Source organism: Rhizobium sp. TRM96647, from assembly GCF_025780115.1.
GTDB lineage: Bacteria > Pseudomonadota > Alphaproteobacteria > Rhizobiales > Rhizobiaceae > Mycoplana.
In genome coordinates, this window is sequence record NZ_JAOXHF010000021.1 from 25,459 (window position 1) to 50,296 (window position 24,838).

A 24,838-nucleotide genomic window follows, 5' to 3' on the forward strand; every position below is an offset into this window, starting at 1 on the left:
GTCAGGTCCTTTCGGAGACGGTGTTTCGGGATACGGCCGGCGCGGCCTCGTACCAGCCCTTCGAGCGGTTCACGATCCAGACGACCGAGAGCATGACCGGGACTTCGATGAGGACACCGACGACGGTTGCCAACGCTGCACCCGATTGGAAGCCAAAGAGGCTGATGGCTGCGGCGACGGCCAGCTCGAAGAAATTGGACGCCCCGATCAATGCCGAGGGACCCGCAACGCAGTGCCGCTCGCCCGACATGCGGTTGAGGAGGTAAGCCAGGCCAGAGTTGAAGTAGACCTGGATCAGGATCGGGACGGCGAGCAGTGCGATGATCGTCGGCTGGGTGATGATCTGCTCTCCCTGAAATCCGAACAGCAGGACAAGCGTCGCCAGCAGGGAAAGGAGCGAGATCGGCTGAAGCCTTTCCAGCATCCTGTCCAGCCTGGCAGTGCTGCCGTCGAAGGTGAGCCTGCTGCGCAGCATCTGGGCGATGATCACGGGCATGACGATATAGAGACCGACCGAGATGACCAGCGTGTCCCATGGCACGGTGATCGCGGACAGCCCGAGGAGCAGACCCACGATCGGCGCGAAGGCGACGATCATGATCGCGTCGTTGAGAGCGACCTGCGAAAGCGTGAACAGGGGTTCGCCGCGCGTCAGGTTGGACCAGACAAAGACCATCGCCGTGCAGGGTGCGGCCGCGAGGATGATCAGGCCCGCGATGTAGGAGTCGATCTGGTCGGCCGGCAGGTACGGCCTGAACAGGTATCCGATGAAGAGCCATCCAAGGATAGCCATGGAGAACGGCTTAACGGCCCAGTTGATGAACAGCGTCACCCCGATCCCGCGCCAGTATGTGCCGACCTGCGCCAGGGAGCGGAAGTCGATCTTCAGCAACATCGGAATGATCATCAACCAGATGAGGATGGCGACGGGGATGTTCACCTTAGCGATCTCGGCTGCGCCGATGGTCTGGAATACGCCCGGCATCAAATGGCCAAGGGCAACACCAACGACGATGCACAGGAATACCCAGACGGTAAGATAGCGTTCGAAAGCCGACATCAGACGCTCCTCTCCCCGGTGGCTGAAGCCCCTTCCATCGCGCCGATCTGGCGTAGCCTGGTTTCCAGCGCCATGCGGTCGATGGAATTGAGCGGAAGGCTCAGGAAGGCCATGATGCGGTTCTTGAGAAACCGTGCCGCCTGGGCGAAGGCGCGCTGGATGTCGACCTCCGAGCCAGAGACTGCCGCCGGGTCTTCGACACCCCAGTGAGCGGTCATCGGGTGTCCGATCCATACAGGGCAGGCCTCCCCGGCCGCGCTGTCGCAGACGGTGAAGATGAAGTCCATTTCCGGAGCTTCCTCTTTCGAGAAGACATCCCAGCTTTTCGAGGAGAAACCCGTCGAGGGATAGCCGAGGGCTTCGAGTTCTTTCAGGGCGTGCGGGTTCACCTGGCCCTTGGGCTGGCTGCCTGCGGAAAATGCCCTGAAGCGGCCTCTGCCTTCCTTGTTCAGGATGGATTCGGCGAGAATAGAACGAGCGGAATTGCCCGTGCACAGGAAGAGCACGTTGTAGGTCTTGTCGGTCATGGTCGTTGTCCGTGTTAGGTCGGAGGCTTGTTAAGCATCATGATCGTCGCCGAGGCCGGGCAGATGTCCGAAAGCTGGCGGGTGGATAGGATGGACGCAGGGACCTCGGTGCGGTTGACGACCGCGAAGCCCAAGCTCGCGAAGAAGGATGCCGCGCTAGTGGTAGCCAGGTAAGCCGCCATGCCCGGGTCCAGTCTTCGAAGCGTGGCATCCGTGACGCTCTTCCCGATTCCCTGTCCTCGGGCCTCGGGCAGAACGACAACGGAACGAAGGAGAGCGGCACCCGCGCAATGCTCGATCCCTGCGTAACCGAGCGTCTTCCCGCCCGCGCCGACAGCCCTGAAAAACGAACGGCCGTCGCCCTCCAGGTCCTCAACCGGGAGGGCGGCGTCCGTGAGTGCTTTACGGAGACCGGGGTCGCTGCCTTCAATCGTTTCCAGCCGAACAATCACGATGCCTTCACCTCGGGTGCACAGCATGGCGTCAGTTCGGCGATCAAAGGCGCGCATAGCTCGGAGGAGCCTCCGCAACAGTCTTTGAGAAGGAACAACGTCAGTTCCCGAAGGCCATCGAGGTCAGCGCGGTAGATAATCGAACGGCTCTGCCTCTCGCTCTTCACCAAGCCCGCTCTCGAGAGTGCGGCGAGATGCGATGACATCGTGTTTTGCGGGACATCGAGCATCCGCGCCAACTCCCCGGCAGGGACACCCTCCGGCTCGTGCCTCACCAGCGCACGAAACGTTTCGAGCCTTGTCGTTTGAGCCAATGCGCCAAGCGCTGTAATCGCGATTGTATTTTCCATATATCCAGAATAATGGAAATGATGATCAAGTCAACCTATCTGCCCGATCATCACGCCTTTCAAACTGAAGTCCGAAAGCAGCGATCGACCAAGGAAGACCGATGTCCGCTGTTGGCGCGCCTGCGCCTTGGTTCGTCACTTGCGACATGTCCGCTTTGCAGCAGCGGCGACCAGTGGGGCGATGACCACTATGAGGGCGCTTTGCTAACCGACAGTTCATGCCAAGAGCGTTCCGACGGCTCCGGAGCCGGCAGAATGTCTGCAATTGGGCGATCAGAGCAGACGTTCGGCCTTTCGCTTGTGCGCGACGGAAATCCACTCTGCAGTATCTACTTGGAGATCCTAGCCTAGTCCTCACCGCGTGGCGTGGATCTGACGGAGAGTACCGCCTGCATCGACCCAACCAGTTCCGAGACGGGCCCGGCGTTTTCCCACGCATAGAGTGAGACGGCCATGGCCGTTTCCGCGCCGAAAGGAGCATATTGCCGAACGCGATGTTTCTGCACTGCACGAACAGGCAGGAGCGTCAGGCCGAGCCCGGCCTCCACGGCGACGAGGACGTTGTGGAGGCCGCTACCTGCGAAGGCGACATACCAGCGACGCTGCTCGCGCTCGATACGTTGGAACATCGTTTCGCGGTAGAGGCCGCCCGGCGGAAAGGCGACCAACGGAAGGGGATCGGGCCAATCGCCCGATGCATCAGCACCTTCGAACCAAGCCATGGGTTCTCGAAAGGCTGCCCGGCAATCGGCGGCCGGAACGTTCTCCTTGACGATGACGATGTCGAATTCGCCGCTGCGATAGCGCCTTGTCAGATCGCGGCTCAGCCCGGCCGTGACATCCAACCGGATTTCGCGATGCCTGTGGGTGAAGTCGGCGAAAGTTTCGGCCATCGCAGCGCTGACGATGTCTTCTGGTATGCCGATTCGGATGGAGGCGGTCCCCGCCGGGTCGCCCAGGGCCGCCTGCGCCTCCCGCTGCAGCGCAAGCAGCCTGCGGGCATAGCCGAGGAGCCGTTCTCCGGCCGCGGTGGGCTCGACCGGCCGCGCCGAGCGTTCGATCAGCGCCGAGCCCACGGCATCTTCCAGCGGCGCAAGCTGCTGGCTGATGGTGGACTGGGTCATATGTAGCCTTTCGGCCGCAAGCGTGAAGCTTCCCGCATCGACGATGGCGGTGAAAGCACGAAGCAGACGTGGATCGAGCATATCTCCTGGGACCTCAACGGAAGAGACATTCACAATGACGATCTAAACCATCATGATATTTAATTTTCAAATACCTTTTGCCTTCCTTATCTGGGGAGCACCATAAGATCCACGCAACTCACGCAGGCCGCCGCCGCTGTCCTTGATCAGGGAATCCAAAATGCTTCGTCGTTCGACCCTGACAGGCGCTGTCGGCCTGCTGCTGATGAGCGTTCCCCTGGTTGCAGGAGAGGCCATGGGCGAAACACGATTGCACCGGGCAGTCGCGAACAATGCTGCCACCCTCGTCAGCCGGCTTCTTGCCGAGGGCGTGGAGATCGACGCGCGCAATAGTAATGGAGCGACGGCGCTTCTGGTTGCCACTCATGCCAATGCTGTCGATGCGGCCCGCGTCCTCATCGAAGCCGGCGCCGACGTCAACGCCAAGGACCGAATCGACGACAGCCCTTATCTTTATGCCGGGGCGCGCGGGCATCTCGAAATCCTCAAGCTGACGCTGGCGCATGGCGCCGATCTGAAAAGCACCAACCGCTACGGCGGCACGGCGCTCATTCCGGCCGCGGAGCGTGGCCATGTCGAGACGGTACGCACGCTGATCGAAGCCGGCGTCGACGTTGATCACGTCAACAATCTCAACTGGACCGCGCTGCTGGAGGCGGTCATCCTCGGCAATGGCGGTCCCCGCCACCAGCAGATCGTCGACCTCCTCGTCAAGGCGGGTGCCGACGTCAATCTGCCGGATGGGAACGGTGTGACGGCGCTCCAGCACGCCCGTAGCGCCGGCTATCTCGAAATCGAGAAAAGCCTCTCCGCCGCCGGCGCCAGATAAACAAATGGAGGCCTTCGTGAATGACACAAAGCGTTATCTGCGCCAGGCGATCGAGCTTGCGCAGGCCAATGTCGAAGCGGGCGGCCGTCCGTTTGGGGCAGTCGTGGTCAGCAATGGCGAGGTTATCTCGAGCGGGGTCAATGAGATGCATCTCAGCCACGACGCCACCGATCATGCCGAGCTGCTGGCCATCCGCGCGGCAGCCCGGGCACACGGTCCGACGGCGCTGAAGGGCAGCGCGGTCTATGCCAGCGGCCATCCCTGTCCCATGTGCTTGGCCGCAATGCGGCTGGCCGGGGTGGGCGATGTCGCCTATGCCTTTTCAAACGAGGACGGCGCGCCGTTCGGGCTGTCGACGGCGGATATCTACGCCGAACTCAAGCGGCCGTTTGCCGAACAGTCGATGACGATTAGCCATGTGCCGGTGCAGGCTGAGGCCGGCCAGCATCTTTACCAACACTGGGCGCAAATCCGCGACAGTCGGAGCTAGAAACAGTGGAGCGTGCCTCGGAATCCGATCGCTTGCCGCTGCTTGCGGCCATCGTGCTGGTTGGGCTCAATCTTCGGCCCTTCATCACCGGCATCGGCCCGCTTGCATCGGACATCGGGGCGCAAACCGGGCTCGGCATGCAAGGCATCGCGCTGCTGACGCTGGTGCCGATGCTTCTGATGGGTGTCCTGGCATTTGCCGGCCCGTCGCTTCAGTTCAGGGTAGGAGCGCGGCGATCGATCATCACCGCGCTGGCTATTCTGGCGCTCGCTTCGCTGCTGCGCCTGTTCGTATCGGCCGGCTGGCAGATGGTGGCGACGGCAGCTCTGCTCGGGCTCGCGGCGGCGGTCGTGCAGGCCATGTTGCCCGGCGTCATCAAGCAGTATTTCCCTCGTCATGTCGGCGTGGTGATGGGGCTCTATTCCGCCATGCTGATGGGGGGCGGCGCCATAGGGGCGCAATTGGCGCCGCTGGTCGCCACTGCCGCTGGAGACTGGCATGGCGGACTTGCCTGGATGGCATTGCCCACTGTGCTCGCGCTTTGGCTGGTCGCGCGCAACCTGCCGAGGGACACACAGCGGAAGGCAGGAATGAACAAGGCCGCCTCCATTCTCACGCGGCCGCGGACATGGCTGCTGATGGCCTGTTTCGGCCTCGTCAATGGCGGTTATTCGACGATCGTGGCATGGCTCGCGCCGTTCTATCAGGGGCTTGGCTGGACTGCCGCCGCCAGCGGCAGCCTGCTGGCGGTGATGGCCGTGTGCCAGGCCGTTGCCGCTCTGGTCCTGCCGGTTCTGGCCGACAGCTGGGAAGATCGCCGGCCGTGGCTGTGGCTGACGCTTGCCATGCAGGCTTCTGGCTTCACGGCGCTGGGCGTGATGCCAGAAGCCGCGCCCTTGTTGTGGGCGGCCGTTCTTGGCGTGGGACTCGGCGGCTGTTTTGCGCTCTCCATGATTGTGGCGCTCGACCATCTGCCTGATCCGGCCGAGGCCGGCGCACTTTCCGCGCTCATGCAGGGCGGTGGCTTCCTGATCGCGGCGCTGCCGCCATGGGTCATCGCCATCCTGCATGATCTCACCGGGAGCTTCACCGCCGGCTGGATGCTTCACCTAGGCTGCGTTGCCGTCGTTACGATCCTCTATTGGCGGATTTCGCCGGCAAGCTACGCGCGAGCATTTCGACTGACGGCACCCAAATCTCGACCTGAAGCGGCCTGCGCCGCCGTTGCGCCGGCGACACCTTATGAATGCGAAGTTGCTATTTCGCGTCCAATACCGCGTATTCTGCTGCCAGGAAATCGAGCAAACTGCGGACGGGGGCAGTAATCCCCTCTGCGACGGAAAGACCGCGTGAATGATGCCCGCCCGGGGTCGCCACTGCGGCAGGATATCGATCAGACTGCAATCTCGGATGTCATCCGCAACAATGAATGACGGAAACTGACAGACGCCCACGCCTTGTAATGCAGCCAAGCGAAGCGCCGCCAAGTCCTCGGTGACATATCGGGGATCGTGGCGGATGACGGCAGTCGCGCCATTCGCTCCTTCCAAACTCCAGGCATGATCGTGGCTGGACGGCTCCCATGCCATGCTCGGGAGCGTTGCAAGGTCAGCGGGCTCGGAACGCACACATCGTGACTCCCGCTGCGCGGTTCAAGCAACCGCGCAGACCGGCAGCACCACCGTGCCTGACGCCGAGCCCGTGAGGAACTCCGCTTCGACGCCGTAGACTGACCTCAGGGCCGAGGACGTCACGACGTCATCGAATCGGCCGGAGCCGGCCAGCCCGCCGTGCTTGAGCATCAGGACGCTGTCGGCGTGGCGGGCGGCGAGATTCAAGTCGTGGATCGCGATCATGACAAGTGCACCCGTTCGCCGGACATAGGCTTTCAGAAGATCGAAGACCTTCATCTGATGTGCGAGATCGAGGGCGCTGGTCGCCTCGTCCAACAGCAGCAGTCGCGGCTCGCGCAGCATGCGCTGGGCCAGGAGCACCATCTGCTGCTGGCCGCCCGAAAGCGTGTGGATCGGCCGCTGGGCAAGCTCGGCGATGCCGAAGCTATCCAAGATGTTGATGGCGGCGGCGAGAAGTCTCTGGTCTACCCGCAAGCCAAGGCGCTCATGGCGCCCGAGAAGCACGACCTCGAGGACGCTCAGTTGCGCGCGGACCGCAGCATGCTGTGGCATGTAACCGACGAGCCGTGGATCGATCGGTCGGTCGGCGAAGGTGATCTCGCCCTCGCAATGGATCAGACCGGTGATGGCGCCCATCAGGCTGGACTTGCCGGTCCCGTTGGGCCCGACGAGGCCGACAATCTGACCGGTGTTGAGCCTCGAATTAACCCCTTCGAGGATGAGGTGGCGGCCGTATCGGATGGAGACGTCTTCAAGTAAGAGGGAATCGTTCATGGGCGGCTTCCTTTGTGAATGATGACCGCAAAGAGCATCGGAATGCCGGCAATGGCGGTAACGATGCCGACGGGAATGGCGGCAGCAGGAGAGATGACCTTGCCGATGACGGAGGCGCCCACCAGGATGATGGCGCCCATGACGGCGGACAGTGGCAAGGCAAAACGATGGTCCTCGCCAACGACCATTCGGCAGGCGTGCGGGGCGATAAGGCCGACGAACCCGATGGTCCCGACGAAGGAGACGGCCGCGGCGGTCAGAAGGGCAACCAGCAGGAACGTCTGGCGGCGAATGCGGTCAACCGTAAGACCGAGGCTGCGGGCATTGGCGTCGCCGAGCTTCAACACGGTGAGCGCCCAAGCATTGCGCAGCACGAAGGGAAGGCAGAGCAGAAGCAGGGCCGCAGTTACCTGGACGCTGGTCCATGTCGCCTTCAGCAGGCTGCCAAACAGCCAGAAGACGATCTGTTGCAGCACTTCCGGCGAGGCGAGAAACTGCATCAGCGACTGCAGGGACTGAAAGAAGAAGGAAACGGCGATACCGCCGAGGACAAGAATTTCCGGAGAGGCACCGCGGAGCTTCGCGAGCAGGTAGACGAGTGCGGAAGCGACGAGTGTCATGGCGAAGGCGGCGGCCGGAATACCGAGGAAGCCGGGCAGCGGCAGGAATCCTCCGAACATGATCGCCAGCGCCGCCCCGAAGCCGGCCGCGGCCGAAAAGCCGAGGGTGAACGAGCTGGCGAGCGGGTTGTCGAGAATGGTCTGCATCTGCAGTCCAGCAAGCCCAAGGCACGCGCCGACCAACATGCCCATGACGGTCTGCGGCATGCGCAACTGCCACAGGATGGTCGCGACCATGCGGTCCTCACCGGCCGGACCCGCCGCAAGGCCGGTCCATACATCCGCCAGCGGTAATCCGGAAGGACCGGTTGTAAGATCCAGCAGCATCAGCACGGCAAGCAGTCCCAGGGCGGTGGCGAGGCCAGCCGCCTTGCGCAGGGACGCGCGACGATAGTCGTCACGCATCCCTGCAAGGTGAGCGGAGGCTCCAGAGGTCATTGACCCACGCCCCTGTAGCGGGTGACGAAGACGCCCTTCGCCTCGATTGGCAGCCAGGTGCGATAGAAGTCGGCCAGATTCTTCGCCGGATCGACGTCCTGAAACACGTCCGGATATAGCTGCTTGGCAATGTACTGCGCGTAGACATAGTCGGAGATGGTCCGGGAGCCACCGTGGTAGATTGCGTGAACGCCACCATTCTTGACGGCAGGAAGATCCGACCAACCCGGACGCGTGAGGTAGGCGGCGATGCGCTCTTCCGTCACCGCCGGGTCAGCTCCAAAGCCCACCTGCACTGATTGCGGCTTGTTGACCCATTCGGAACCGGAGAGGAAGATCAGGTCCGGCTTCTGGACCAGAACATACTCCGGGTTGAGCGGCCCCCAGTTGCCGATCTGCCCCTTGGCGATGTTATCGCCACCGAGTCTGTCGATCAGCGCGCCCCACATGCTGTCGCCGTAGGAATTGCCGATCTCGGCCGGTCCCTTCTGGGCCAGCTCGATATAGACCTTCTTCGCCGTCGGGCCGGCGTTCTTGATGCGCCGGTCGATATCAGCCATCGCACCCTGAAAGTCGGCAGCGAGCTTCTCAGCCCGTTCTTCCGCTCCCATTGCCTTGCCGAGAGCGAGTGTCGAAGCAACGTGCTTCTCAACGGTCTGGGCGTTGTAATCCAGGGTGACGATCGGGATGCCGGCCGCTTCGATCTGCTTGATGCTTTCGCCGAGTGCATCGTAGGACCATGCCGCCAGGATCAGCAGATCGGGCTTTGCCGCGATCACCTTCTCGATCGAGAATGTACTGTCTTCGGTATTGCCAACGTCCGGGATGGCGGTGAGGCCGGGAAGCGCCTTCTCATACGCAGCAAACTGGTTGGGCCGCCAGTCCTTCCAGGTGGAGAGCGAGAGGGCTACGACCTTGTCGATGGAGCCGGGGCCCGCAACGGCTAGGTAGTCTTCGTAGTAGAAGCCCAGCACAACCCTTGCCGCCGGCTTCGGCAAGGTGACCGTGCGCCCCTTGGCATCGGTCAGCGTGATGTCGGCAAAGGCCGGGTTGGCCAGCCCGATGAGTGCGATAGCGGTGGAGATGAGGAATTTCGTCATGGTCTGTCCTATCAAAGAAGTTGGGGTGGCATCGGGGGGCCACACCGACGGCATTTGTTCGCGAGATCCTTGAAGTCCCATGGTCGGCAAGCACGCGCCCAGCTTTAGATGCTCGGGGCTTGTCTTTGGTGGTTCAGGAAGATGCTTGAATGCTGTCGAACATGCGATCGGTTAGCGATTCGCGTTCAGGCCAGGGGCAGGACAGGTGGCGCCCGGGGCGCGGCATTCGGCGGGAATGCCCTACGATTGGAAGCATCCCCTTGTGGAAGGGCGAGCCCTTCCAGTGGGACTGCAAGTGGCTCGCCGACAACATCCACCGCCGCAGGGAGAAGGATCGCCGAAGCGATGAGGCAGGCGTCGCAGACCATCGCGGCCATCGGCTTTTCGTCATGGCTGCCGTCGCCGGACAAGCATAGATCCGGTATTGTTCCGTCCGGAAGGACGTAGGCCGCAGAGGCGAAGCTTTGGTCGCCAATCATGGCGGATGCGGGCGGCTGGTAGGCAAAGCCCACGAGCAGCAGTGCCATCGCGCACAATATTCTGACCAATGCCTTCACGGGTTCAATCCCTACTCGGTATCTCTCCGACATCGTGTTGATAGCACACGAAGCAACCAGCAATTTGATATCGGACAAATCCCGGTGGCTTTTGATCATAGGTTTGTTACGCTGGGTAGGCCCCTCTGGCCACCAGCGATGTGACAAATCGTTCCAGTTCTCACCCGGCTTTGGCGCGGTTGTTACGCCGTCCTTCGGCGGCTGCCAGGGCCGCTCCGGCAAGGACGAGAGGCAGCGCCGCAATGAAGGCAGGCGACAAGCGCATGTCGAAGAGGAAGATATCGGCGAGGACTGGCCACAGGATCGCCAGGTATTCGAATGGCGCGAGCAACGACGCCTCCGCATGGCGGAAAGCGAGCGTCATCGCGATATGGGCGAAGCCGCCGAAGAGGCCGGCCAGCACCAGAAACAGGAGGGCGCTCAAATCCGGCGCCACCCAGCCCATAGGCAGGGTGAACACACCGCCAATCATCGAGGCTATGACGAAATAGAAGGCGATTGCACCGGGACTTTCCGTACGACTCAGGCTACGAACCATGATCAGGGCGCAGGCGGTGAGCACTCCCATAAGCAGGCCGAAGGCGTAACCCCATAGCCGTTCGGCATCGACACCGCCCTGACCTATTTCCGGCCAGACTAAAACGAGCACGCCCGCCAATCCGAGCGCGACACCCCCGATGCGCCAAATCGTCACCCGTTCCGAAAGCAGCATCACGCCGGCGAGACTGGTGAACGCGGGCGACAGATAGCTGAGGAGCGTTGCCTCTGCGAGCGATAGCCTCGCGATCGACGCGAAGGACGCAAACATGGCCGCCGCACCGAGGCTGGATCGCAGCAAGTGACCGAGAGGTCGACGGGTAGCTAGCCCCTGCGGGAATTCCGACCGCAGCCAGAGGAAGACCACGAGCGGGATCAAGGCGAAGGCTGAACGAAAGAAGACCATCTCACCTACGGGAACCTCATCAGCCACGACCTTCACGCAGGCCGCCATGGCGGCAAACAGGAGACCGGAAAGGATGCGGAGCAAAATTCCGAGGCGAGGACGTTCAATGGGGGCGAACACGTTGTTCCAATCGTTGGCGATGCTTCTTGGGCTGCAAGCCCCTCAACACCTCTTCGCGACGCGTCAAGTGGCTGCGCAGAGGGCTCTCCGGCGTAGAGCCGCGCACAATGGACCGCATGCCGCCGCATTGTCCATGCGGTTGCTTTCGGGCCGCCGCCAACCTGACCTCTACGGCCGCATAGCCGCGCTCAATCGCAATCTGGGAATTGAGAATGCGTTGTCGACACGTGCAGCTCCACTGAGCGGGGCTGCACGCGCTCAGATCTCAGTGTGCTCAGCGAGTTCCAGTGCATCCTCAATGTCCACGCCAAGGCACTTGATCGTATTTTCGATCTTGGTGTGCCCCAACAGAATCTGGATCGCACGAAGATTGCCTGTCGCTTTGTAGATCATTGCGGCTTTGGTGCGCCGAAGCGAGAGTCCTCGCGTCGTAGCCCAATTGCGGTCACACATTCATCGACCAGTCGGGCATACTGCCGAGTGCTCAGATGGTCGGCATGGTCGATCCGACTGGGGAAGGCGTAGTCGTCAACTGTTCCACCTCGACGCTCAAGCCTTGCAAGCAACCTTACCCGCACGTCTGCCGTGATCTCGAACTGAACCGGACGGCCGGTCTTGTGCCGAATGACCATGGCGCGGGTTCGAATTTCCGTTCCAGTCACAAGGCTTGCGATTTTCAGTTTAACGAGATCGCAACCACGTAGCCACCGGCGCAGGCGGGAGCGAACCGCGCCAAGGCTTTTGCGGAAGGCACATGGGGCGGCGCCTTCCATCCGGACTTCCAGCCGCAGCCAGGCGACGCGGTGGCACAGCAGCACTGGCTGTCCAGCGGCTTCCAGACACCGACCTCGATGCTGCGGCAGAGCGGTGTCGAAAAGGTGATCATCATCGGTTTGCGGGCCAACACCTGCATCGATTCAACCATGCGGCACGCCGCCGAACTCGGATACCACGTCACGGCCGTCACCGATGCCATCGCAGCCTTCAATTCACAGGAGGTCACCGCCGCGGTCGAACTGAATGCGCCGGCCTATGCGTCGGCCATTCTCTCCACCGGAGAGGTGATCGCTGCACTCGAAGGGTCATCGACATAGGCCATTGTCACGAACCGCAGTCCTGTGGACCGCTTCATTGAACAGGAAAATTGGAGGCTTCCAGAATATCCTCGGAATTATACCCTTGCATTGCATAGGAGTCCTATCTATATTGCAATCATGGAAACGCCGAAGAACCCAACTGCCATTCAACACCGCATCCGCGAGGGCCTTTCGCGGGTCGCGATGGTAATGCGCGCCGATGATTGGACCCGGGCGAAGCTCTCCGGCGTCAATCCGACGCAGCTTTCGATCCTCGAACTGCTCGAGGGGCGCGAGGGCGGCCTGAGCGTCAAGGACGTCGCCTTCCACTTGGCGGTGTCGCAGCCAACGGCTACGGACTCAATCGCGGCCCTCGAGCGCAAGGGTTACGTTGAAAAGCGGCCGATAAAGAATGACAAGCGGGCCGTGAGAGTGGGCCTGACGTCCCAAGGTCGCTCCGCCCTGCAGGCGGGCGGTGCGGTCGAAGGCGATGCCGAACAGGCGACCGAGATGCTGGGCGAGCAAGAGCAGGAGGAATTCCTGCTCACGCTCGTCAAGATGATCCGGATCCTGCAGGAACGCGAGGCCATACCGATCCAGCGCATGTGCGCGAGCTGTCGGTATTTCGCGCCCTTCGTCCATGCCGATGCGGCAGCGCCGCACCATTGCAATTTCGTCGACGCGGCCTTCGGCCAGCGGGAACTCCGCATCGATTGCCGCGACCATGAAACCGCCGACCCAGCGCTCCGGGCTGCCACCTGGAACGCCTTCGTCGAAGGATAGATCAACCCTCCAGGCAAACAGAGACGGAAGGAAATCAAATGTTTCGGAAATTCGCAGCCGGCGCTCTCGTCGCCGGAACGGCAGCGCTATGGTTGACGGCCGCCGCAGCCCACTCCATTAAGGCTGAGCCCACACAAGCGATCCAGGCCGCTTTCGACATTATCGAGACCACCATCGTCACCAAGGGCGACACGGCGGTGTTCACCACCCGCGTCCGCGGTGAAGCGGGCAAGGACAAGCCCGACGCGACCGGCAAATTTGAGGGCTCAAGCGTCTACGCCTATGTCTGGCCAACCAGCCTCAATAGCGGCGAGATCGGCTTCGAAAAGGATCAGGGCATCGTCGCGCTGGCCGTCACCTTGCACCCGGATTTCGACGATGCGGCCTATGGCGGCAAGAACCGCCACATCTGGCATCCTCACTGGGTTGTACTGGCCGAAGACAAGGCCTGTGGTGGTAGTCTCAAGGTCATCGACATTCCGGAAGGCGCCAAGCCAAAGGTGCCAGCTACCTGGCCCGGTGTTCCGCTTTTGATCGACAGCCCTGAGTATCCGACCACCTTCAAGGGCGAAACAGTAGACGTAGAAATCCCACTGTCGCTGATCGGCGGCATCAAGGGCGCATCGTTTGACGGGGTGACGGCCGGCCTGAAGGTCAATGGCAACCTGCACGCGCCGCTGCTCTGCGTCGACAACGTCTTCAAGGTGGCGTCCGGCAATCTCAGCCTGCCTGGCAAGGTCCTGGCCGCAGACTGAAACAAGCGTCGGCCCGGCGACTGCCATCACCGGACCGACAATTCCTCCCCTCCAGGCAATGAAAGGAAAGAACATGTCAAGGATTACCCTTGCCGACCCGTCCAATGCAACGGGAACCACCAGCGAGCAACTCGCACAGATCAAGTCGGCATTCGGCATGGTGCCGAACATGTTCAAGGCCGCGGCGAATTCGCCGGCAGCACTCGCCAGCATGTGGGGCTCATTCGGAGCGCTCGGCAGTGGCCGCCTCGGTACCAAGTTGAGCGAACAGATCGCGGTGGCGATCGCCGACCGTAACAATTGCAACTATTGCCTTGCTGCCCATACGGGCCTTGGCCGCAAGGCTGGTGCCAGCGTGCAGGAAATGGCGGAAGCCCAGGCCGGCCGCTCGGCAGATCCCCGCACCGCAGCCGCCCTTCAGTTTGCGATCAAGGTCGTCGACAATCGGGCGGGTGTCGAGGCTTCGGACGTCGATGCCCTCAGGGCGGCAGGATTCGACGAAGAAGAGATCGTCGAGATCATTGCCCACATCGCGCTCAACCTGTTCACCAACTACCTGAATGTCGCACTCGACGTCCCGGTTGATTTTCCAGGGGTGAAGCTGACGCGGGCCGCCGCATAAGCCTCCTGGGGGCGGGCCGTCCTCCCCTCCCGCCCGCCCATAGCTAAAGGATCGAAAGCATGCTCAATTCCAAAGCACCACTCGCACCCGAACTGGCCGTGAGTGAATGGTTCAATACTACAATCCCATTGACGCTCGCAGCCCTTCGCGGGCGTCCGGTCTTCCTGCACACTTTCCAGATCCTCTGCCCTGGTTGCGTTGCGGACGCCATCCCGCAGATCAAACGAATCGAACGCGTCTTCGGTAACACCGACCTGCAGATCATCGGCATCCACACGGTTTTCGAACATCATGCGGCAATGTCACCGGTAACGCTGCAGGCATTCCTGCAGGAGTATCGGCTAAAATCGCCCGTCGGCGTCGACCTGGCCGAGGACGGATCCGACATCCCCGTGACGATGCGGCGGTTCGGCTTGCGTGGCACCCCCTCGTCAGTTCTGATCGGACGCGATGGTTCCATCCTTCACCACGCATTTGGCGTCGAGGACGACATCGCGGTTGGGGCCAGGATCGCTAGCGCACTATCGGCAGGTGTCCCTGAGATGGACCCCGCCCCGGTGACTGAGCAGGATGGCGCTTGCGTTAACGGAATATGCGAAGTCCCTTCGTCGAAAGACGCTGCGTGAGGTCGAGATGATGAAAACTGCGCTCGTGATGCGGCACGTTCACTTCGAGGATCTCGGATCCTTCGTGGAACCCTTGCAAGAGGCCGGTTACAGTTACGAGGAAGAAGCCTATCCTTTCGTTGCCGCCGAGCGCGCTTTCATGGCCATGCGCCTTGCCTCCCGATTGCCGATGCTCGGTGTCTGCCTCGGAGCGCAACTGATTGCGGCCGCCCTTGGAGCAAGGATGTATTCCACCGGCCTCAAGGAAATCGACCGATGACTTCCTTCCCTCTTATCGGTCTCCTCGTCGGCCCGGCAGCCCCTCTAGGGCCGCGCGGTGTCCCGAGCGGCATTGCCAAGTCGCCCGTTCCTGGTTCGCTTGTGCTCTCTGAAACGGGCTTGAGCGGTGACGTGCAGGGTGACCCAACACGGCACGGCGGACCCGAGAAGGCCGTTCACCACTACCCCTTCGACCATTACTCCGCGTGGTCGGATGACCTTGGTTCGCATCCCCTCCTGGTAGGCCCCGGCGCGTTCGGAGAAAACGTCGCCACGATCGGAATGACTGAAGAGGTCGTGGCGATCGGCGATGTCTTCGAGATCGGGACGGCCATTGTCGAGGTCAGTCAGGGTCGGCAGCCCTGCTGGAAGCTGAACGAGCGGTTTGGCCGGCCGACGATGGCGCGCGAAGTCCAGTCGAGCGGTCGCACTGGTTGGTACTACCGTGTTCTCAGGCCCGGCGTCGTCACCGCGGGAGATAAATTGATCCTGGTCGACCGGGCTTCCGCGGATTGGACTGTTGCACGCATCTGGCGCGCCTTCTACATTGATCCGCTGAACCGCACCGAGCTTGCCGGCATTGCCGCCCTGCACCGCCTCGCCGCGGGCTGGCGCGCTCATGCCACCCGCAGGTTGGAAACCAATTCCGTTGAGGACTGGACGAAGCGCCTAACGGGAAGCGTTTAAGGTGCGGGCGGAAACGTGCGATGTCCGCTTTGGAGCAACAGCGACCGCGGGCTCGATGACCATTATGCGGGCGCAAAGCTGACTTCAGAGCTTCGGGTCGGAGTGTCCGGTTAGGGCACAAGCGGACGATACTGCCTTCTGGAAATCTATGCACTACGACGTCGTGGTACCCATGCGGAACCGCCTCTCCTGCACACACCTTGTCATATCTGCGCGGCGGAACCAAATGGCGCGCCCGCATCTGAGTGGCGGGTTGCCTGCCGTAAATACGATTTGCTCATCGGCTCTCATTCGCAACACTTCATGCGGCTGGATGAGCGGCCGGGCGGCCAACTGCTTTGACCGCGTCCGTGATGACCCGCGTGACTGGAAGCTGCGACTGACCTGGTCGATCTCGACCGTCGTCATGCCACAGCGACGAGAGATGTATTCGGCGGTCTCCGGGTCGTTGATGGCGGCAAAGCTGATCCAGCTCGCGCTCTCAAACCACTTGCTCGAAGCGTCGCGTCCGCCATAGGTTTCGCGCAACTGGCCGATCGACTGATAGATCATCGTCAGCGTGATGCCATACTTACGACCGGCATCTCGTGCAGTCTCCAGAATACGCATGTAGCCAAGGCGGGCGATCTCATCGAGCAGGAACAGGGCGCGCGCCTCCATTGCGCCGTCGCGATTGTAAATCGCGTTTAGAAACGAGCCGATCACGACGCGCGCCAGCCCGGCGTGGGTCTCCAGTGTCTTGAGATCGATATTGATGAACACATCGGTCTTTCCCGAGGCGATATCCTCGGTCCGGAACGTCGAACCCGAGACCAGTGCCGCGTAGTTCTGGTACGAGAGCCAGTGCGTCTCCTTGATGGCATTGGCATAGACACCGGAGAAGGTTTCCGGCGTCATGTTGACGAACGCGGCGACGTTCTCCTTTACAAAATCCGATTCCGAATTGTCGTAGATATCCTGCAGGCGCTGTCGAAGCTTCGGCTCTGGCTCTGACAGGTTGCTGCGCACCTGGCGCAGTGTCTGGCGTTCCTTCGGCGTATGACCGGAGAGGCAGACATCGGCGATGATCGCTGTCAGAAGCTGCAAGCCGGAGGCGCGGAAGAAATCGTCGCGGACCCCGCTCCCGCGACCGCTATCGCTCATGATCCATGACGCGACCGAGGTAATGTCCTCCTCCTTCGTGCCGCCATACTGGCCGACCCAGTCGAGGGCGTTGAAGCCGGTAGCGGGCTTGCGCGGATCGAGGATCCTGACCCGCCGGCCCGCCTCTTCACGATGTTTCGAGACCATGGGTGCGACCTCGTTCGAGGGGTCGAGCACGATGAGCGATCCGCCCCACTTCAGCGCTGTCGGGATCGTCACGGAGGTCGTCTTGAAACCGCCCGATCCAGCAAAGACGATGCCATGCGAGGAGCCGAAGGAGCCATCGAAGCAGAGCAGCGGGGACTTGCCACCAGCGCCCCAAGTCTCGCTGGCATCGGCACGGAACGAAACGCCAGCGACACTATCGCAATCGACGCGATACCGCTCGCCGACCACGATGCCGCCGGTACCCGGGAACAGCTTGTCGGCTTCGGCAAGTGTCATCCAGTCTGCCTCGCCGTGCAGGGCGCGCTTGCCGATGATGCGTTTCGGCGCAGGCCGCGCGAAGGCGGCGTTGCCGACGATCGCTGCGCGCATAGCGAAGCAGCCGGACATAAATGCAGCGGCCGTGCCGATCATGGTCGATGGATCCAGATAGAATAGCGCGGATTTCCCCATCGGCACCTGGGAGGAAAGCTCTACAAGCCGCGTGCCTTCCCGCGCGCAAGCCGTTAGGATGATGGTGGCGTTTCCGATCGCAGCACCAATGCCTGCGGTGCGAATGTTCGCCGATCCGGCTGTTGCGAACAGAAAAATCAGGCCGAGCGCAGCCGCCGCCATGTATGGTGCTGTGACCCCTGCCCGTCCCAAGGTAAGCTTTGCCGCCTCGGTTATTCCGAACCCGGCAAGCCACGTCTCGATGCCGGTCATCGCAAACACGGTCGCTGCCATCATGGCCGCGGGAAGGATGATGAGAACGATCCTATTCACCTTCATTGCCGAACGCCTCCGCTCCGATCGCAGTTAATCGTGTTCGCTCGCTGTCGTCGGACTTCAGCCGCTCTCGCAGCTCAAGAAGCGCGCCCAGCAAAAGTGCCCGCTTCTCGAAGCGAAGGCCGGCTTTGACGATCAGGCCGCCGAGCTCGATCTTGTCGCGCGTGTCCTTCTTCCGGGCGTCAGACGTTGCGTTCCTGCTCATCCGCTCAAGCCTCACCAGGCCCGCCCGCAGCCGCGCCAGACGCGAGCGCCTCGGACTGCCGGCTGCCCGTGCTGCTGTCGCCTGCCCCTTTCCGTCCGCTCGTGCCGGACTTGCCTCCGCGAAAGCGTTTCACCAATTCCTCGAATGCCGCCTGAAGCTTAGTCTCCTCGATTGCGATCTCGCCAAGGCCCGCCCGCAGTGCGATGCGACCGATACGCTCGGCCTCTCTCGTCTCCGCGTGCTTGAGCTGTTCCTGAAGCTTGGCGATTTCCTCGCGAATTTTGGAGGATGGTTTTTTCACCTCTGGATTGTCCTCTGATGTTGCATGTCGTGGTTCACGCAGCCAGAGTCGTTCAGATCGGCGTGCTGATCTACTAACAGAAATGCGAGTAGGCGGAGCCTACGCTTTTGAGCATCATCCCGACCGTTCGTAAGGACGGATCCGAAGGGCGCAATTATACGTCGCTGATGCGACGCTCTGCTTTTGCCCCCTGGCGGGGCCGACTGCTCCTCGCGAACACGTTGATTGTGTTCGATAGACGGAGCTTGTCGGGCAATGGCCGTTCCGCATTTCTCAGTCAGCATCGTTGCACGCGGCTCCGGCCGCAGTGCGGTGCTGTCCGCTGCGTATAGGCACTGCGCAAAAATGGACTACGAGCGGGAAGCCCGCACGATCAACTACACGCGCAAGCAGGGCCTGCTGCATGAGGAGTTTGTCGTACCAGCCGACGCACCGGAATGGCTGCAATCTTTGATTGCTGACAGGTCCGTCGCCAGCGCATCGGAGGCCTTCTGGAACCGGGCCGAGAGTTTCGAGAAGCGATCGGACGCCCAGATTGCCAAGGACGTAACAATTGCACTTCCAGTGGAACTGTCGGCCGAGCAAAATATCGAGCTCGTGCGGGATTTCGTGGCCAGGCACCTCACGGGTCAAGGCATGATGGCCGACTGGGTTTTCCATGATGCACCGGGAAATCCGCACATCCATCTGATGACGACGTTACGGCCGCTGACCGAGGATGGTTTTGGCTCCAAAAGGATCGCGGTCACTGGACCTGACGGCAATGTGTTGCGCAACGAAAGCGGCAAGATCGTTTACGAACTTTGGGCCGGTGGGCTCGATGAGTTCAATGCGTTTCGCGACGGTTGGTTCGCCTGCCAGAACCAGCATCTGGCGCTTGCCGGCCTCGATATCAGGATCGATGGTCGCTCCTTCGAGAAACAGGGCATCGAGCTGACGCCGACCATCCATCTCGGCGTTGGCACGAAGGCGATCGAGAGGAAGGCTGCCAGCGGTGATGACTCGGCAGACGAGAAAGTAGCGCTCGAACGGCTGGAATTGCAAGAGGAGCGGCGGGCGGAGAATGCCCGCAGGATCCAGCGTAATCCGGAGGTCGTGCTCGACCTGATCACGCGGGGAAAAAGCGTGTTCGACGAGCGGGATGTCGCCAAGATCCTGCATCGCTACATCGACGAAGCCGGCCTCTTCCAGAACCTGATGGCGCGCATCATGCAGAGTCCCGAGACCCTCCGCCTCGATCGCGAACGGCTGGACCTCGCGACCGGGGTCCGGGCGCCGTCAAAGTACACGACACGCGAGCTGATCCGGCTCGAGGCTGAGATGGCGAATAGGGCGACCTGGCTTTCACAGCGCTCGTCGCATGGCGTCCAGAAGCCCATGCTCGAGACGATTTTGGCGCGCCACGACCGGCTGTCCGACGAGCAGCGTACGGCTATCGAGCATGTCTCCGGCAAAGCGCGCATCGCAGCCGTGATCGGTCGCGCCGGCGCTGGCAAGACAACGATGATGAAGGCCGCGCGCGAGGTCTGGGAAGCCGCCGGCTACCGGGTCGTCGGCGCGGCACTGGCTGGCAAGGCGGCCGAAGGCCTGGAAAAGGAAGCGGGAATAACCTCCCGCACCCTGTCGTCCTGGGAACTGCGCTGGGCCCAAGGCCGCGACCAGCTCGACGACAAGGCGATTTTCGTTCTCGACGAGGCCGGCATGGTGTCGTCCCGGCAGATGGCGCTGTTCGTGGAGACCGTCACCAGATCAGGCGCCAAGCTCGTTCTCGTCGGCGATCCCGAGCAGTTGCAGCCGATCGAGGCAGGCGCCGCCTTCCGCGCGATTGCCGATCGCATCGGATATGCGGAACTCGAAACCATCTATCGCCAGCGTGAGCAGTGGATGCGTGACGCCTCGCTCGACTTTGCTCGTGGAAATGTCAGTAACGCGATCGCAGCCTATCAGTCCAATGGCAGGGTGATCGGCGCCGAGCTCAAGGCTGATGCGGTCTCAAACCTCATCTCCGATTGGAGCCGCGATTATGATCCGGCCAAGTCCACGTTGATCCTTGCGCACCTCCGTCGTGATGTCCGCGTGCTCAATGACCTGGCGCGTGCCAAGCTCATCGAGCGTGGCATCATCGAACCCGGTTCTCACTTCAAGACGGCAGACGGCAATCGCAGCTTCGCGGCCGGAGACCAGATCGTTTTCCTGAAGAACGAACGGTCGCTCGGCGTCAAGAACGGCATGCTGGCCAAAGTCATAGAAGCGGCTCCGGGACGCATCGTCGCGGAGATCGGCGACGGCGAGAACCGCCGCCAAATCACTGTCGAACAGTGGTTCTACAACAATGTCGATCATGGTTACGCGACCACCGTGCACAAGAGTCAGGGCGCGACCGTCGATCGGGTCATGGTGCTCGCATCGCTGTCGCTGGACCGGCACATCACCTATGTGGCGATGACCCGCCACCGGGTAGAGCTCGGCGTCTATTACGGCCGACGATCCTTCGCCAAGGCTGGGGGTCTGGTCGAGATCCTGTCGCGCGAGAATTCGAAGGAAACGACGCTCGATTATGCCGGCGGTAGCATCTACCGGCAGGCACTCCGCTTCGCCGAAGCCCGCGGCCTTCACATCGTCAACGTCGCCAGGACCGTTGCGCGCGACCGCCTCGAATGGACAGTTCGGCAGAGCACGAGGCTTGGCGATCTCGCCGGACGTCTCATGACCATCGGCTCCAAGCTCGGTTTAGCAATTTCGACAGCCAGCAAATTCCGAACTTCCGTAAGCGAGGCGAAGCCCATGGTGGCCGGTACCACCACTTTCCCGAAATCGATCGATCAGGCAGTCGAGGACAAGATCGCGTCCGATCCGGCACTCAAGAATCAGTGGGGGGAAGTGTCGATGCGCTTCCACCACGTTTACGCGCAGCCGGAAAACGCTTTCAAAGCCGTCGATGTCGACGGGATGTTGCGCGACCAGTCGGCTGCGGCAAGGACAATCGCCAGGATTGCCAGCGAGCCCGAGGCCTTTGGCGCCCTCAAGGGTAAGACGGGGCTGCTCGCGAGCCGCAGCGACAAAGCGGACCGCGACCGAGCGCTTAAGAGCGTGACGCCGCTCGCCGACAGCATCACCGATTACCTGCGTCAGCGAGGCGAGGCAGAGCGCCGCAACCATGCGGAGGAAGTTGCCGTTCGTAGGCTGGTCGCTCTGGAAATCCCTGCCCTTTCGTCCAATGCGAAAGGCGCGCTTGAACGGGTGCGTGACGCCATCGACCGCAATGATCTGCCGGCAAGTCTGGAATATGCCCTTGGGGACAAAATGGTGCAGGCTGAACTCGAGGGATTTGCGAAGATGGTTAACGAGCGTTTCGGGGAGCGAACCTTCTTGCCACTTGCGGCGAAAAACGCCAGCGGGGAAGCCCTCCAGCGGATCACCTCAGGCATGAATGCCGCTCAGAAAGGCGAAGTGCAACAGGCCTGGAACACGATGCGAACGGTGCAGCAACTGTCCGCCCATGAGCGGAGTGTGACGGCACTCAAGCAGGCTGAAGCCCTGCGTCAGACGAGATCCCAGGGGCTCACCCTCAAATGAACATGCGCCATCGATCAAGAATGCTCCGGCGCCTCAACCGACTCGTCTGGTTCTACCGGATCAGTTGCGCCAGCCTCATCACGCTTGGTCTCATTGTGCTGCTCGGAGGCGCAGGCTTCAGGGTTAATCTTACGCCGAGCGTACCGTTGGGCCTGTGGTGGATTGTCGAATCCGAACGTCCGGTCCTGGTTGGCGATCTGGTCTTCATCTGCCCGCCGGCCACGGAGGAGATGCGTGAGGCGCGCGCACGTGGATATCTGCGCTTCGGACTCTGCGCCGGCCGCGTCGCGCCACTGATCAAGACCGTTGTGGCGACATCCGGACAGGTGATCGAAATCGATGACGATGTGCTTGTCGATGGTCGGCCGATCCTTCACTCGCACGTTGCACGGGTGGACGGCCAAGGGCGTGAAATGGTGCCTTATGACGGTGGTGTCGTGCCGCCGGGCACAGTCTTTCTACATTCCGAATTTCCGGGGTCATTCGATAGCCGCTACTTCGGTCCTCTGCCGATGGATGGGGTACTCGGCCTCGCGCGAGAGGTCTGGACTTATGCGCCGTGAGCTCTTCCGGACGGGCGTCCTTGTCGCATTATCAACGACTGTCGGACGGATCGCTTGGAGCGGCCATGTGCTCTTCCTTCCGTTCGCGGCGACCTTCCCCATCCTCTGGTCCTTGGCGCGAACGCGCCTGCAGGCGTCGGCGGTCTCCGCCTCATACTTTCTCGCCGCTTCGCGAGGATTACCGCAGGGTGTGGCGAACTTCTATGAACAGGATATCTGGCCCGGTCTGCTGCTGTGGCTGGTCGCCTCATCCGCATTCGTGGCAGTCCATTCTGTGTCCTGGACGGAGCGTAGAAGATGGCAGAAGCCGCTCCGATACATGGCTGCTTGCGTTGCGATGGCAGTTCCACCGTTCGGCATCCTGGGATGGGCGCATCCGATCACTGCCGCAGGCGTTCTGTTTCCCGGTTGGGGATGGTGGGGTTTGGTAGCAATGGCAGCCGGCCTGGTCGTCATGACGACGCAATATCGGCCGGCTGCGGCCGTGGCCGTGACGGGCCTATGGCTCTGGTCCGCCGCTGAGTGGACGACACCGATCCTACCTGCGTCGTGGATCGGTGTCGATCTTGAAATGGGTGCCTCCCTTGGACGCGACGCGGGTCTCAAGCGGCAACAAGATCTGGTCGAGATCGTTCGCGCTCATCCTCCCGGCACGACGATCGTGCTGCCGGAAAGCGCTCTCGGCTTCTGGACGCCGACTGTTGGCCGCGTCTGGCAGCAAACTCTCACTGGTAAGGGCATCACTGTCATAGCCGGAGCGGCAATCATCGATGAGAAGGGCTACGACAATGTGCTCGTAAAACTGTCGGATGACAGGAGCGAGGTTCTCTACCGAGAGAGGATTCCGGTCCCCGGCTCGATGTGGCAGCCGTGGCGAGCCTGGATCGGCGATCAAGGCGGCGCCCGAGCACATTTCTTCGCCAACGCCGTCGTCGATGTGGGCGATGTGAAAATCGCGCCACTGATCTGCTACGAGCAACTTCTTGTCTGGCCGGTACTGCAATCGGCAGTCCACCGACCCGATGCCATCGTTGCTGTCGGGAACGGCTGGTGGACCACAGGGACGTCGATCATCAACATTCAACGGGCGAACAGCGAGGCTTGGGCCCGGCTGTTCGATCTACCTCTCGTCATCTCGTTCAACACCTAGGATGTGGAGCTCGCATGCTGTATGCTACGCTGATTAATGAATGTGCCGACCCAGCTTTGAAGCCGGCAATCGTCGAACAATTCGTACAGGCGGTGGGCTCGGATGATCCGCTGGCCATCACAGTGAAGTCCGGCGGCCATCTGATCCTCGTTCCCAAACCGAAGACGCCTGAGGAGGCGATCGACATCGTTCGCGAGAACGTTGGCGGCGCTATCGTGCGGGTCGGCGTCACCCAAATCCCGGCAGGCATTGGCTTGAAGGATGCTTCGGAACTGAAGATCGATCTTGTTGACCCTTGCACCAACCTGCGAATGGGGACGGCAATGTTCGCCAAGACCCTCCGCATCGTTGCGAAGTGGTATGGCAATCCGATGAGTGAAGAGGTGTTCCCGCATCTCTTCGACGATGCGGTTCACGCCTGGCAGACCGGAAAGTTCGAGGGCGAGAGTGTGTTTCAGGCCGAAGATCCGGGTGGGAAGATCGTGCAGCGGCCGACACTGCTTGCATCGGAGAACCTTGAAGACGACGCTGAAGCTACATCAGGTGACCGGTCTCAGGAGCCAGCCCGGCCTGACTCCGCTGGCATTCGTATCGATCTAACGAGGATCGGAGGCCAAAAAATAGACTGCGAGTCGCGGGCATTGTTAGTGACGAAGGTATGGCCCTTCGCAACGATCCGTGGCATCAGACTTACCGTCGGAATTCCTGTGGTGCCACCCCTGTGGCCTTTCGAAAGGTGCGAGCAAAGTGGGCCGGGGCCGAATAGCCGAGCGCGGCGGAAATCTCGGTGATCGAAGCCCGGGTTCCTTCCAGCAGCTCGCGGGCGCGCTGAATACGGATCACGTTCGTCAGCGTGCGGAAATCGGTACCTTCTCTGTTGAGCGTGCGCTGTAGTGATCGGACGCTGGTGTCGAGCGCCCGTGCTGCGCTCTCGACCGACGCCCCGCCGGCAAGGACCTGCGCCCATATCTGCGCGACGACCACGTCTAAAGCATGTCGCATTTATTCTGCCTCATAGCCTGCAGCTTTGAAGAAGTTTCGGCATTCTGCGACTGAGAAGA

At 61.6% G+C, this 24,838-nt stretch carries 26 protein-coding genes and 4 pseudogenes; 14 read left to right on the forward strand and 16 right to left on the reverse strand.

Going from position 1 to position 24,838, the window contains the following annotated elements:
• Position 1 precedes the first annotated feature (1 nt).
• The 5 genes from arsB to OCK02_RS24630 form a co-directional block, all read right to left on the reverse strand.
• Positions 2 to 1,060 carry an ACR3 family arsenite efflux transporter gene (gene arsB / locus OCK02_RS24610; RefSeq protein WP_263815328.1) on the reverse strand — a complete coding sequence of 353 codons (1,059 nt, stop codon included), beginning with the start codon at positions 1,058 to 1,060 and terminating at the stop codon, positions 2 to 4.
• Positions 1,060 to 1,587 carry an arsenate reductase ArsC gene (locus OCK02_RS24615; protein ID WP_263815329.1) on the reverse strand — a complete coding sequence of 176 codons (528 nt, stop codon included), beginning with the start codon at positions 1,585 to 1,587 and terminating at the stop codon, positions 1,060 to 1,062. The genes arsB and OCK02_RS24615 overlap by 1 nt, the downstream gene beginning before the upstream one ends.
• Positions 1,588 to 1,601: 14 nt before the next feature.
• Positions 1,602 to 2,096, reverse strand: a complete 495-nt coding sequence (gene arsN2, locus OCK02_RS24620; protein WP_263815330.1) for an arsenic resistance N-acetyltransferase ArsN2 — start codon at positions 2,094 to 2,096, stop codon at positions 1,602 to 1,604.
• Complete coding sequence (locus OCK02_RS24625; RefSeq protein ID WP_263815331.1) at positions 2,036 to 2,389, reverse strand: ArsR/SmtB family transcription factor; 354 nt, start codon at positions 2,387 to 2,389, stop codon at positions 2,036 to 2,038. The genes arsN2 and OCK02_RS24625 overlap by 61 nt, the downstream gene beginning before the upstream one ends.
• A 347-nt stretch (positions 2,390 to 2,736) precedes the next feature.
• On the reverse strand, positions 2,737 to 3,627 hold the full coding sequence (locus tag OCK02_RS24630; protein ID WP_263815332.1) for a LysR family transcriptional regulator: 891 nt from the start codon (positions 3,625 to 3,627) through the stop codon (positions 2,737 to 2,739).
• A 172-nt stretch (positions 3,628 to 3,799) separates the two neighbouring features.
• Between OCK02_RS24630 and OCK02_RS24635 the strand changes: the two genes are divergently transcribed.
• The 3 genes from OCK02_RS24635 to OCK02_RS24645 are packed head-to-tail and all read left to right on the forward strand — an operon-like array spanning position 3,800 to position 6,238.
• Positions 3,800 to 4,423: an ankyrin repeat domain-containing protein gene (locus OCK02_RS24635; RefSeq protein WP_412178923.1), complete on the forward strand. Its 624-nt coding sequence runs from the start codon at positions 3,800 to 3,802 to the stop codon at positions 4,421 to 4,423.
• Between the two features lie 16 nt (positions 4,424 to 4,439).
• Positions 4,440 to 4,913: a nucleoside deaminase gene (locus tag OCK02_RS24640; RefSeq protein WP_263815333.1), complete on the forward strand. Its 474-nt coding sequence runs from the start codon at positions 4,440 to 4,442 to the stop codon at positions 4,911 to 4,913.
• A 5-nt stretch (positions 4,914 to 4,918) separates the two neighbouring features.
• Entirely contained in the window at positions 4,919 to 6,238 is a 1,320-nt protein-coding gene (locus tag OCK02_RS24645) for a cyanate transporter (RefSeq protein WP_263815334.1), read from the forward strand.
• A 51-nt stretch (positions 6,239 to 6,289) separates the two neighbouring features.
• On the opposite strand, the pseudogene OCK02_RS24650 reads toward OCK02_RS24645, so the two are convergent.
• The 7 genes and pseudogenes from OCK02_RS24650 to OCK02_RS24680 form a co-directional block, all read right to left on the reverse strand.
• Positions 6,290 to 6,502: pseudogene (locus OCK02_RS24650) on the reverse strand (LysR family transcriptional regulator); the annotation flags it as partial.
• A gap of 63 nt (positions 6,503 to 6,565) precedes the next feature.
• On the reverse strand, positions 6,566 to 7,321 hold the full coding sequence (locus OCK02_RS24655) for an ABC transporter ATP-binding protein (RefSeq protein ID WP_263815335.1): 756 nt from the start codon (positions 7,319 to 7,321) through the stop codon (positions 6,566 to 6,568).
• On the reverse strand, positions 7,318 to 8,379 hold the full coding sequence (locus OCK02_RS24660) for a FecCD family ABC transporter permease (protein ID WP_263815336.1): 1,062 nt from the start codon (positions 8,377 to 8,379) through the stop codon (positions 7,318 to 7,320). The genes OCK02_RS24655 and OCK02_RS24660 overlap by 4 nt, the downstream gene beginning before the upstream one ends.
• Positions 8,376 to 9,479 carry an ABC transporter substrate-binding protein gene (locus OCK02_RS24665; protein ID WP_263815337.1) on the reverse strand — a complete coding sequence of 368 codons (1,104 nt, stop codon included), beginning with the start codon at positions 9,477 to 9,479 and terminating at the stop codon, positions 8,376 to 8,378. The genes OCK02_RS24660 and OCK02_RS24665 overlap by 4 nt, the downstream gene beginning before the upstream one ends.
• A 185-nt stretch (positions 9,480 to 9,664) precedes the next feature.
• Positions 9,665 to 10,135: a hypothetical protein gene (locus OCK02_RS24670; RefSeq protein WP_263815338.1), complete on the reverse strand. Its 471-nt coding sequence runs from the start codon at positions 10,133 to 10,135 to the stop codon at positions 9,665 to 9,667.
• Between the two features lie 61 nt (positions 10,136 to 10,196).
• Positions 10,197 to 11,099 (reverse strand): DMT family transporter, encoded by a 903-nt coding sequence (locus OCK02_RS24675; RefSeq protein WP_263815339.1) that lies wholly within the window; start codon positions 11,097 to 11,099, stop codon positions 10,197 to 10,199.
• Positions 11,100 to 11,357: 258 nt separating this feature from the next.
• A pseudogene (locus OCK02_RS24680) lies at positions 11,358 to 11,917 on the reverse strand (tyrosine-type recombinase/integrase).
• On the opposite strand from OCK02_RS24680, the pseudogene OCK02_RS24685 reads away from it, so the two are divergent.
• The 7 genes and pseudogenes from OCK02_RS24685 to OCK02_RS24715 form a co-directional block, all read left to right on the forward strand.
• Positions 11,879 to 12,193 (forward strand): annotated as a pseudogene (locus OCK02_RS24685) (cysteine hydrolase family protein); the annotation flags it as partial. The pseudogenes OCK02_RS24680 and OCK02_RS24685 sit on opposite strands and share 39 nt — an antisense overlap.
• Positions 12,194 to 12,313: 120 nt before the next feature.
• Positions 12,314 to 12,958, forward strand: a complete 645-nt coding sequence (locus OCK02_RS24690) for a MarR family winged helix-turn-helix transcriptional regulator (RefSeq protein ID WP_263815341.1) — start codon at positions 12,314 to 12,316, stop codon at positions 12,956 to 12,958.
• 38 nt (positions 12,959 to 12,996) lie between these two features.
• Entirely contained in the window at positions 12,997 to 13,713 is a 717-nt protein-coding gene (locus tag OCK02_RS24695; protein ID WP_263815342.1) for a hypothetical protein, read from the forward strand.
• 73 nt (positions 13,714 to 13,786) lie between these two features.
• Complete coding sequence (locus OCK02_RS24700; protein WP_263815343.1) at positions 13,787 to 14,335, forward strand: carboxymuconolactone decarboxylase family protein; 549 nt, start codon at positions 13,787 to 13,789, stop codon at positions 14,333 to 14,335.
• Between the two features lie 59 nt (positions 14,336 to 14,394).
• The gene (locus OCK02_RS24705; RefSeq protein ID WP_318530157.1) at positions 14,395 to 14,961 is read left to right on the forward strand and encodes a TlpA disulfide reductase family protein; all 567 of its coding nucleotides are present in this window, start codon (positions 14,395 to 14,397) and stop codon (positions 14,959 to 14,961) included.
• 10 nt (positions 14,962 to 14,971) lie between these two features.
• Positions 14,972 to 15,220 (forward strand): glutamine amidotransferase-related protein, encoded by a 249-nt coding sequence (locus tag OCK02_RS24710; protein ID WP_263815344.1) that lies wholly within the window; start codon positions 14,972 to 14,974, stop codon positions 15,218 to 15,220.
• Positions 15,217 to 15,906, forward strand: coding sequence for an MOSC domain-containing protein (locus OCK02_RS24715; protein ID WP_263815345.1), 690 nt, complete (start codon positions 15,217 to 15,219; stop codon positions 15,904 to 15,906). The genes OCK02_RS24710 and OCK02_RS24715 overlap by 4 nt, the downstream gene beginning before the upstream one ends.
• A gap of 153 nt (positions 15,907 to 16,059) precedes the next feature.
• On the opposite strand, the gene traG is transcribed toward OCK02_RS24715, so the two are convergent.
• From traG to traC, 3 genes are read right to left on the reverse strand one after another with little or no spacing between them, the layout of a single operon-like run.
• Positions 16,060 to 17,985: a Ti-type conjugative transfer system protein TraG gene (gene traG / locus OCK02_RS24720; protein ID WP_263815346.1), complete on the reverse strand. Its 1,926-nt coding sequence runs from the start codon at positions 17,983 to 17,985 to the stop codon at positions 16,060 to 16,062.
• Positions 17,972 to 18,187 carry a type IV conjugative transfer system coupling protein TraD gene (gene traD / locus OCK02_RS24725; protein ID WP_263815347.1) on the reverse strand — a complete coding sequence of 72 codons (216 nt, stop codon included), beginning with the start codon at positions 18,185 to 18,187 and terminating at the stop codon, positions 17,972 to 17,974. Before traD ends, traG begins: the two co-directional genes overlap by 14 nt.
• 4 nt (positions 18,188 to 18,191) lie before the next feature.
• Positions 18,192 to 18,488 carry a conjugal transfer protein TraC gene (gene traC / locus OCK02_RS24730; RefSeq protein WP_263815348.1) on the reverse strand — a complete coding sequence of 99 codons (297 nt, stop codon included), beginning with the start codon at positions 18,486 to 18,488 and terminating at the stop codon, positions 18,192 to 18,194.
• A gap of 255 nt (positions 18,489 to 18,743) precedes the next feature.
• Here traC and traA point away from each other — a divergent pair, with 255 nt between their 5' ends.
• The 4 genes and pseudogenes from traA to OCK02_RS24750 form a co-directional block, all read left to right on the forward strand.
• Positions 18,744 to 22,064 (forward strand): Ti-type conjugative transfer relaxase TraA, encoded by a 3,321-nt coding sequence (traA, locus tag OCK02_RS24735; protein ID WP_263815349.1) that lies wholly within the window; start codon positions 18,744 to 18,746, stop codon positions 22,062 to 22,064.
• Between the two features lie 2 nt (positions 22,065 to 22,066).
• Entirely contained in the window at positions 22,067 to 22,627 is a 561-nt protein-coding gene (traF, locus tag OCK02_RS24740) for a conjugative transfer signal peptidase TraF (RefSeq protein WP_263815353.1), read from the forward strand.
• Positions 22,617 to 23,777 (forward strand): conjugal transfer protein TraB, encoded by a 1,161-nt coding sequence (locus OCK02_RS24745; RefSeq protein WP_263815350.1) that lies wholly within the window; start codon positions 22,617 to 22,619, stop codon positions 23,775 to 23,777. The genes traF and OCK02_RS24745 overlap by 11 nt, the downstream gene beginning before the upstream one ends.
• A 14-nt stretch (positions 23,778 to 23,791) precedes the next feature.
• Positions 23,792 to 24,397, forward strand: a pseudogene (locus tag OCK02_RS24750) (TraH family protein); the annotation flags it as partial.
• Between the two features lie 70 nt (positions 24,398 to 24,467).
• Here the strand turns inward: OCK02_RS24750 and OCK02_RS24755 are convergent.
• Entirely contained in the window at positions 24,468 to 24,779 is a 312-nt protein-coding gene (locus OCK02_RS24755; RefSeq protein WP_263815351.1) for a helix-turn-helix transcriptional regulator, read from the reverse strand.
• Positions 24,780 to 24,838 lie beyond the last annotated feature (59 nt).

Bases quoted from the DNA above. Each gene is read 5' to 3' on its own strand.
- arsB (WP_263815328.1), bottom strand. From the start codon at position 1,060: ATGTCGGCTTTCGAACGCTATCTTACCGTCTGGGTATTCCTGTGCATC.
- OCK02_RS24615 (WP_263815329.1), bottom strand. From the start codon at position 1,587: ATGACCGACAAGACCTACAACGTGCTCTTCCTGTGCACGGGCAATTCC.
- arsN2 (WP_263815330.1), bottom strand. From the start codon at position 2,096: ATGCGCGCCTTTGATCGCCGAACTGACGCCATGCTGTGCACCCGAGGT.
- OCK02_RS24625 (WP_263815331.1), bottom strand. From the start codon at position 2,389: ATGGAAAATACAATCGCGATTACAGCGCTTGGCGCATTGGCTCAAACG.
- OCK02_RS24635 (WP_412178923.1), top strand. From the start codon at position 3,800: ATGAGCGTTCCCCTGGTTGCAGGAGAGGCCATGGGCGAAACACGATTG.
- OCK02_RS24655 (WP_263815335.1), bottom strand. From the start codon at position 7,321: ATGAACGATTCCCTCTTACTTGAAGACGTCTCCATCCGATACGGCCGC.
- OCK02_RS24660 (WP_263815336.1), bottom strand. From the start codon at position 8,379: ATGACCTCTGGAGCCTCCGCTCACCTTGCAGGGATGCGTGACGACTAT.
- OCK02_RS24665 (WP_263815337.1), bottom strand. From the start codon at position 9,479: ATGACGAAATTCCTCATCTCCACCGCTATCGCACTCATCGGGCTGGCC.
- OCK02_RS24670 (WP_263815338.1), bottom strand. From the start codon at position 10,135: ATGATCAAAAGCCACCGGGATTTGTCCGATATCAAATTGCTGGTTGCT.
- OCK02_RS24690 (WP_263815341.1), top strand. From the start codon at position 12,314: ATGGAAACGCCGAAGAACCCAACTGCCATTCAACACCGCATCCGCGAG.
- OCK02_RS24695 (WP_263815342.1), top strand. From the start codon at position 12,997: ATGTTTCGGAAATTCGCAGCCGGCGCTCTCGTCGCCGGAACGGCAGCG.
- OCK02_RS24700 (WP_263815343.1), top strand. From the start codon at position 13,787: ATGTCAAGGATTACCCTTGCCGACCCGTCCAATGCAACGGGAACCACC.
- OCK02_RS24705 (WP_318530157.1), top strand. From the start codon at position 14,395: ATGCTCAATTCCAAAGCACCACTCGCACCCGAACTGGCCGTGAGTGAA.
- OCK02_RS24710 (WP_263815344.1), top strand. From the start codon at position 14,972: ATGAAAACTGCGCTCGTGATGCGGCACGTTCACTTCGAGGATCTCGGA.
- OCK02_RS24715 (WP_263815345.1), top strand. From the start codon at position 15,217: ATGACTTCCTTCCCTCTTATCGGTCTCCTCGTCGGCCCGGCAGCCCCT.
- traG (WP_263815346.1), bottom strand. From the start codon at position 17,985: ATGAAGGTGAATAGGATCGTTCTCATCATCCTTCCCGCGGCCATGATG.
- traD (WP_263815347.1), bottom strand. From the start codon at position 18,187: ATGAGCAGGAACGCAACGTCTGACGCCCGGAAGAAGGACACGCGCGAC.
- traA (WP_263815349.1), top strand. From the start codon at position 18,744: ATGGCCGTTCCGCATTTCTCAGTCAGCATCGTTGCACGCGGCTCCGGC.
- traF (WP_263815353.1), top strand. From the start codon at position 22,067: ATGCGCCATCGATCAAGAATGCTCCGGCGCCTCAACCGACTCGTCTGG.
- OCK02_RS24745 (WP_263815350.1), top strand. From the start codon at position 22,617: ATGCGCCGTGAGCTCTTCCGGACGGGCGTCCTTGTCGCATTATCAACG.
- OCK02_RS24755 (WP_263815351.1), bottom strand. From the start codon at position 24,779: ATGCGACATGCTTTAGACGTGGTCGTCGCGCAGATATGGGCGCAGGTC.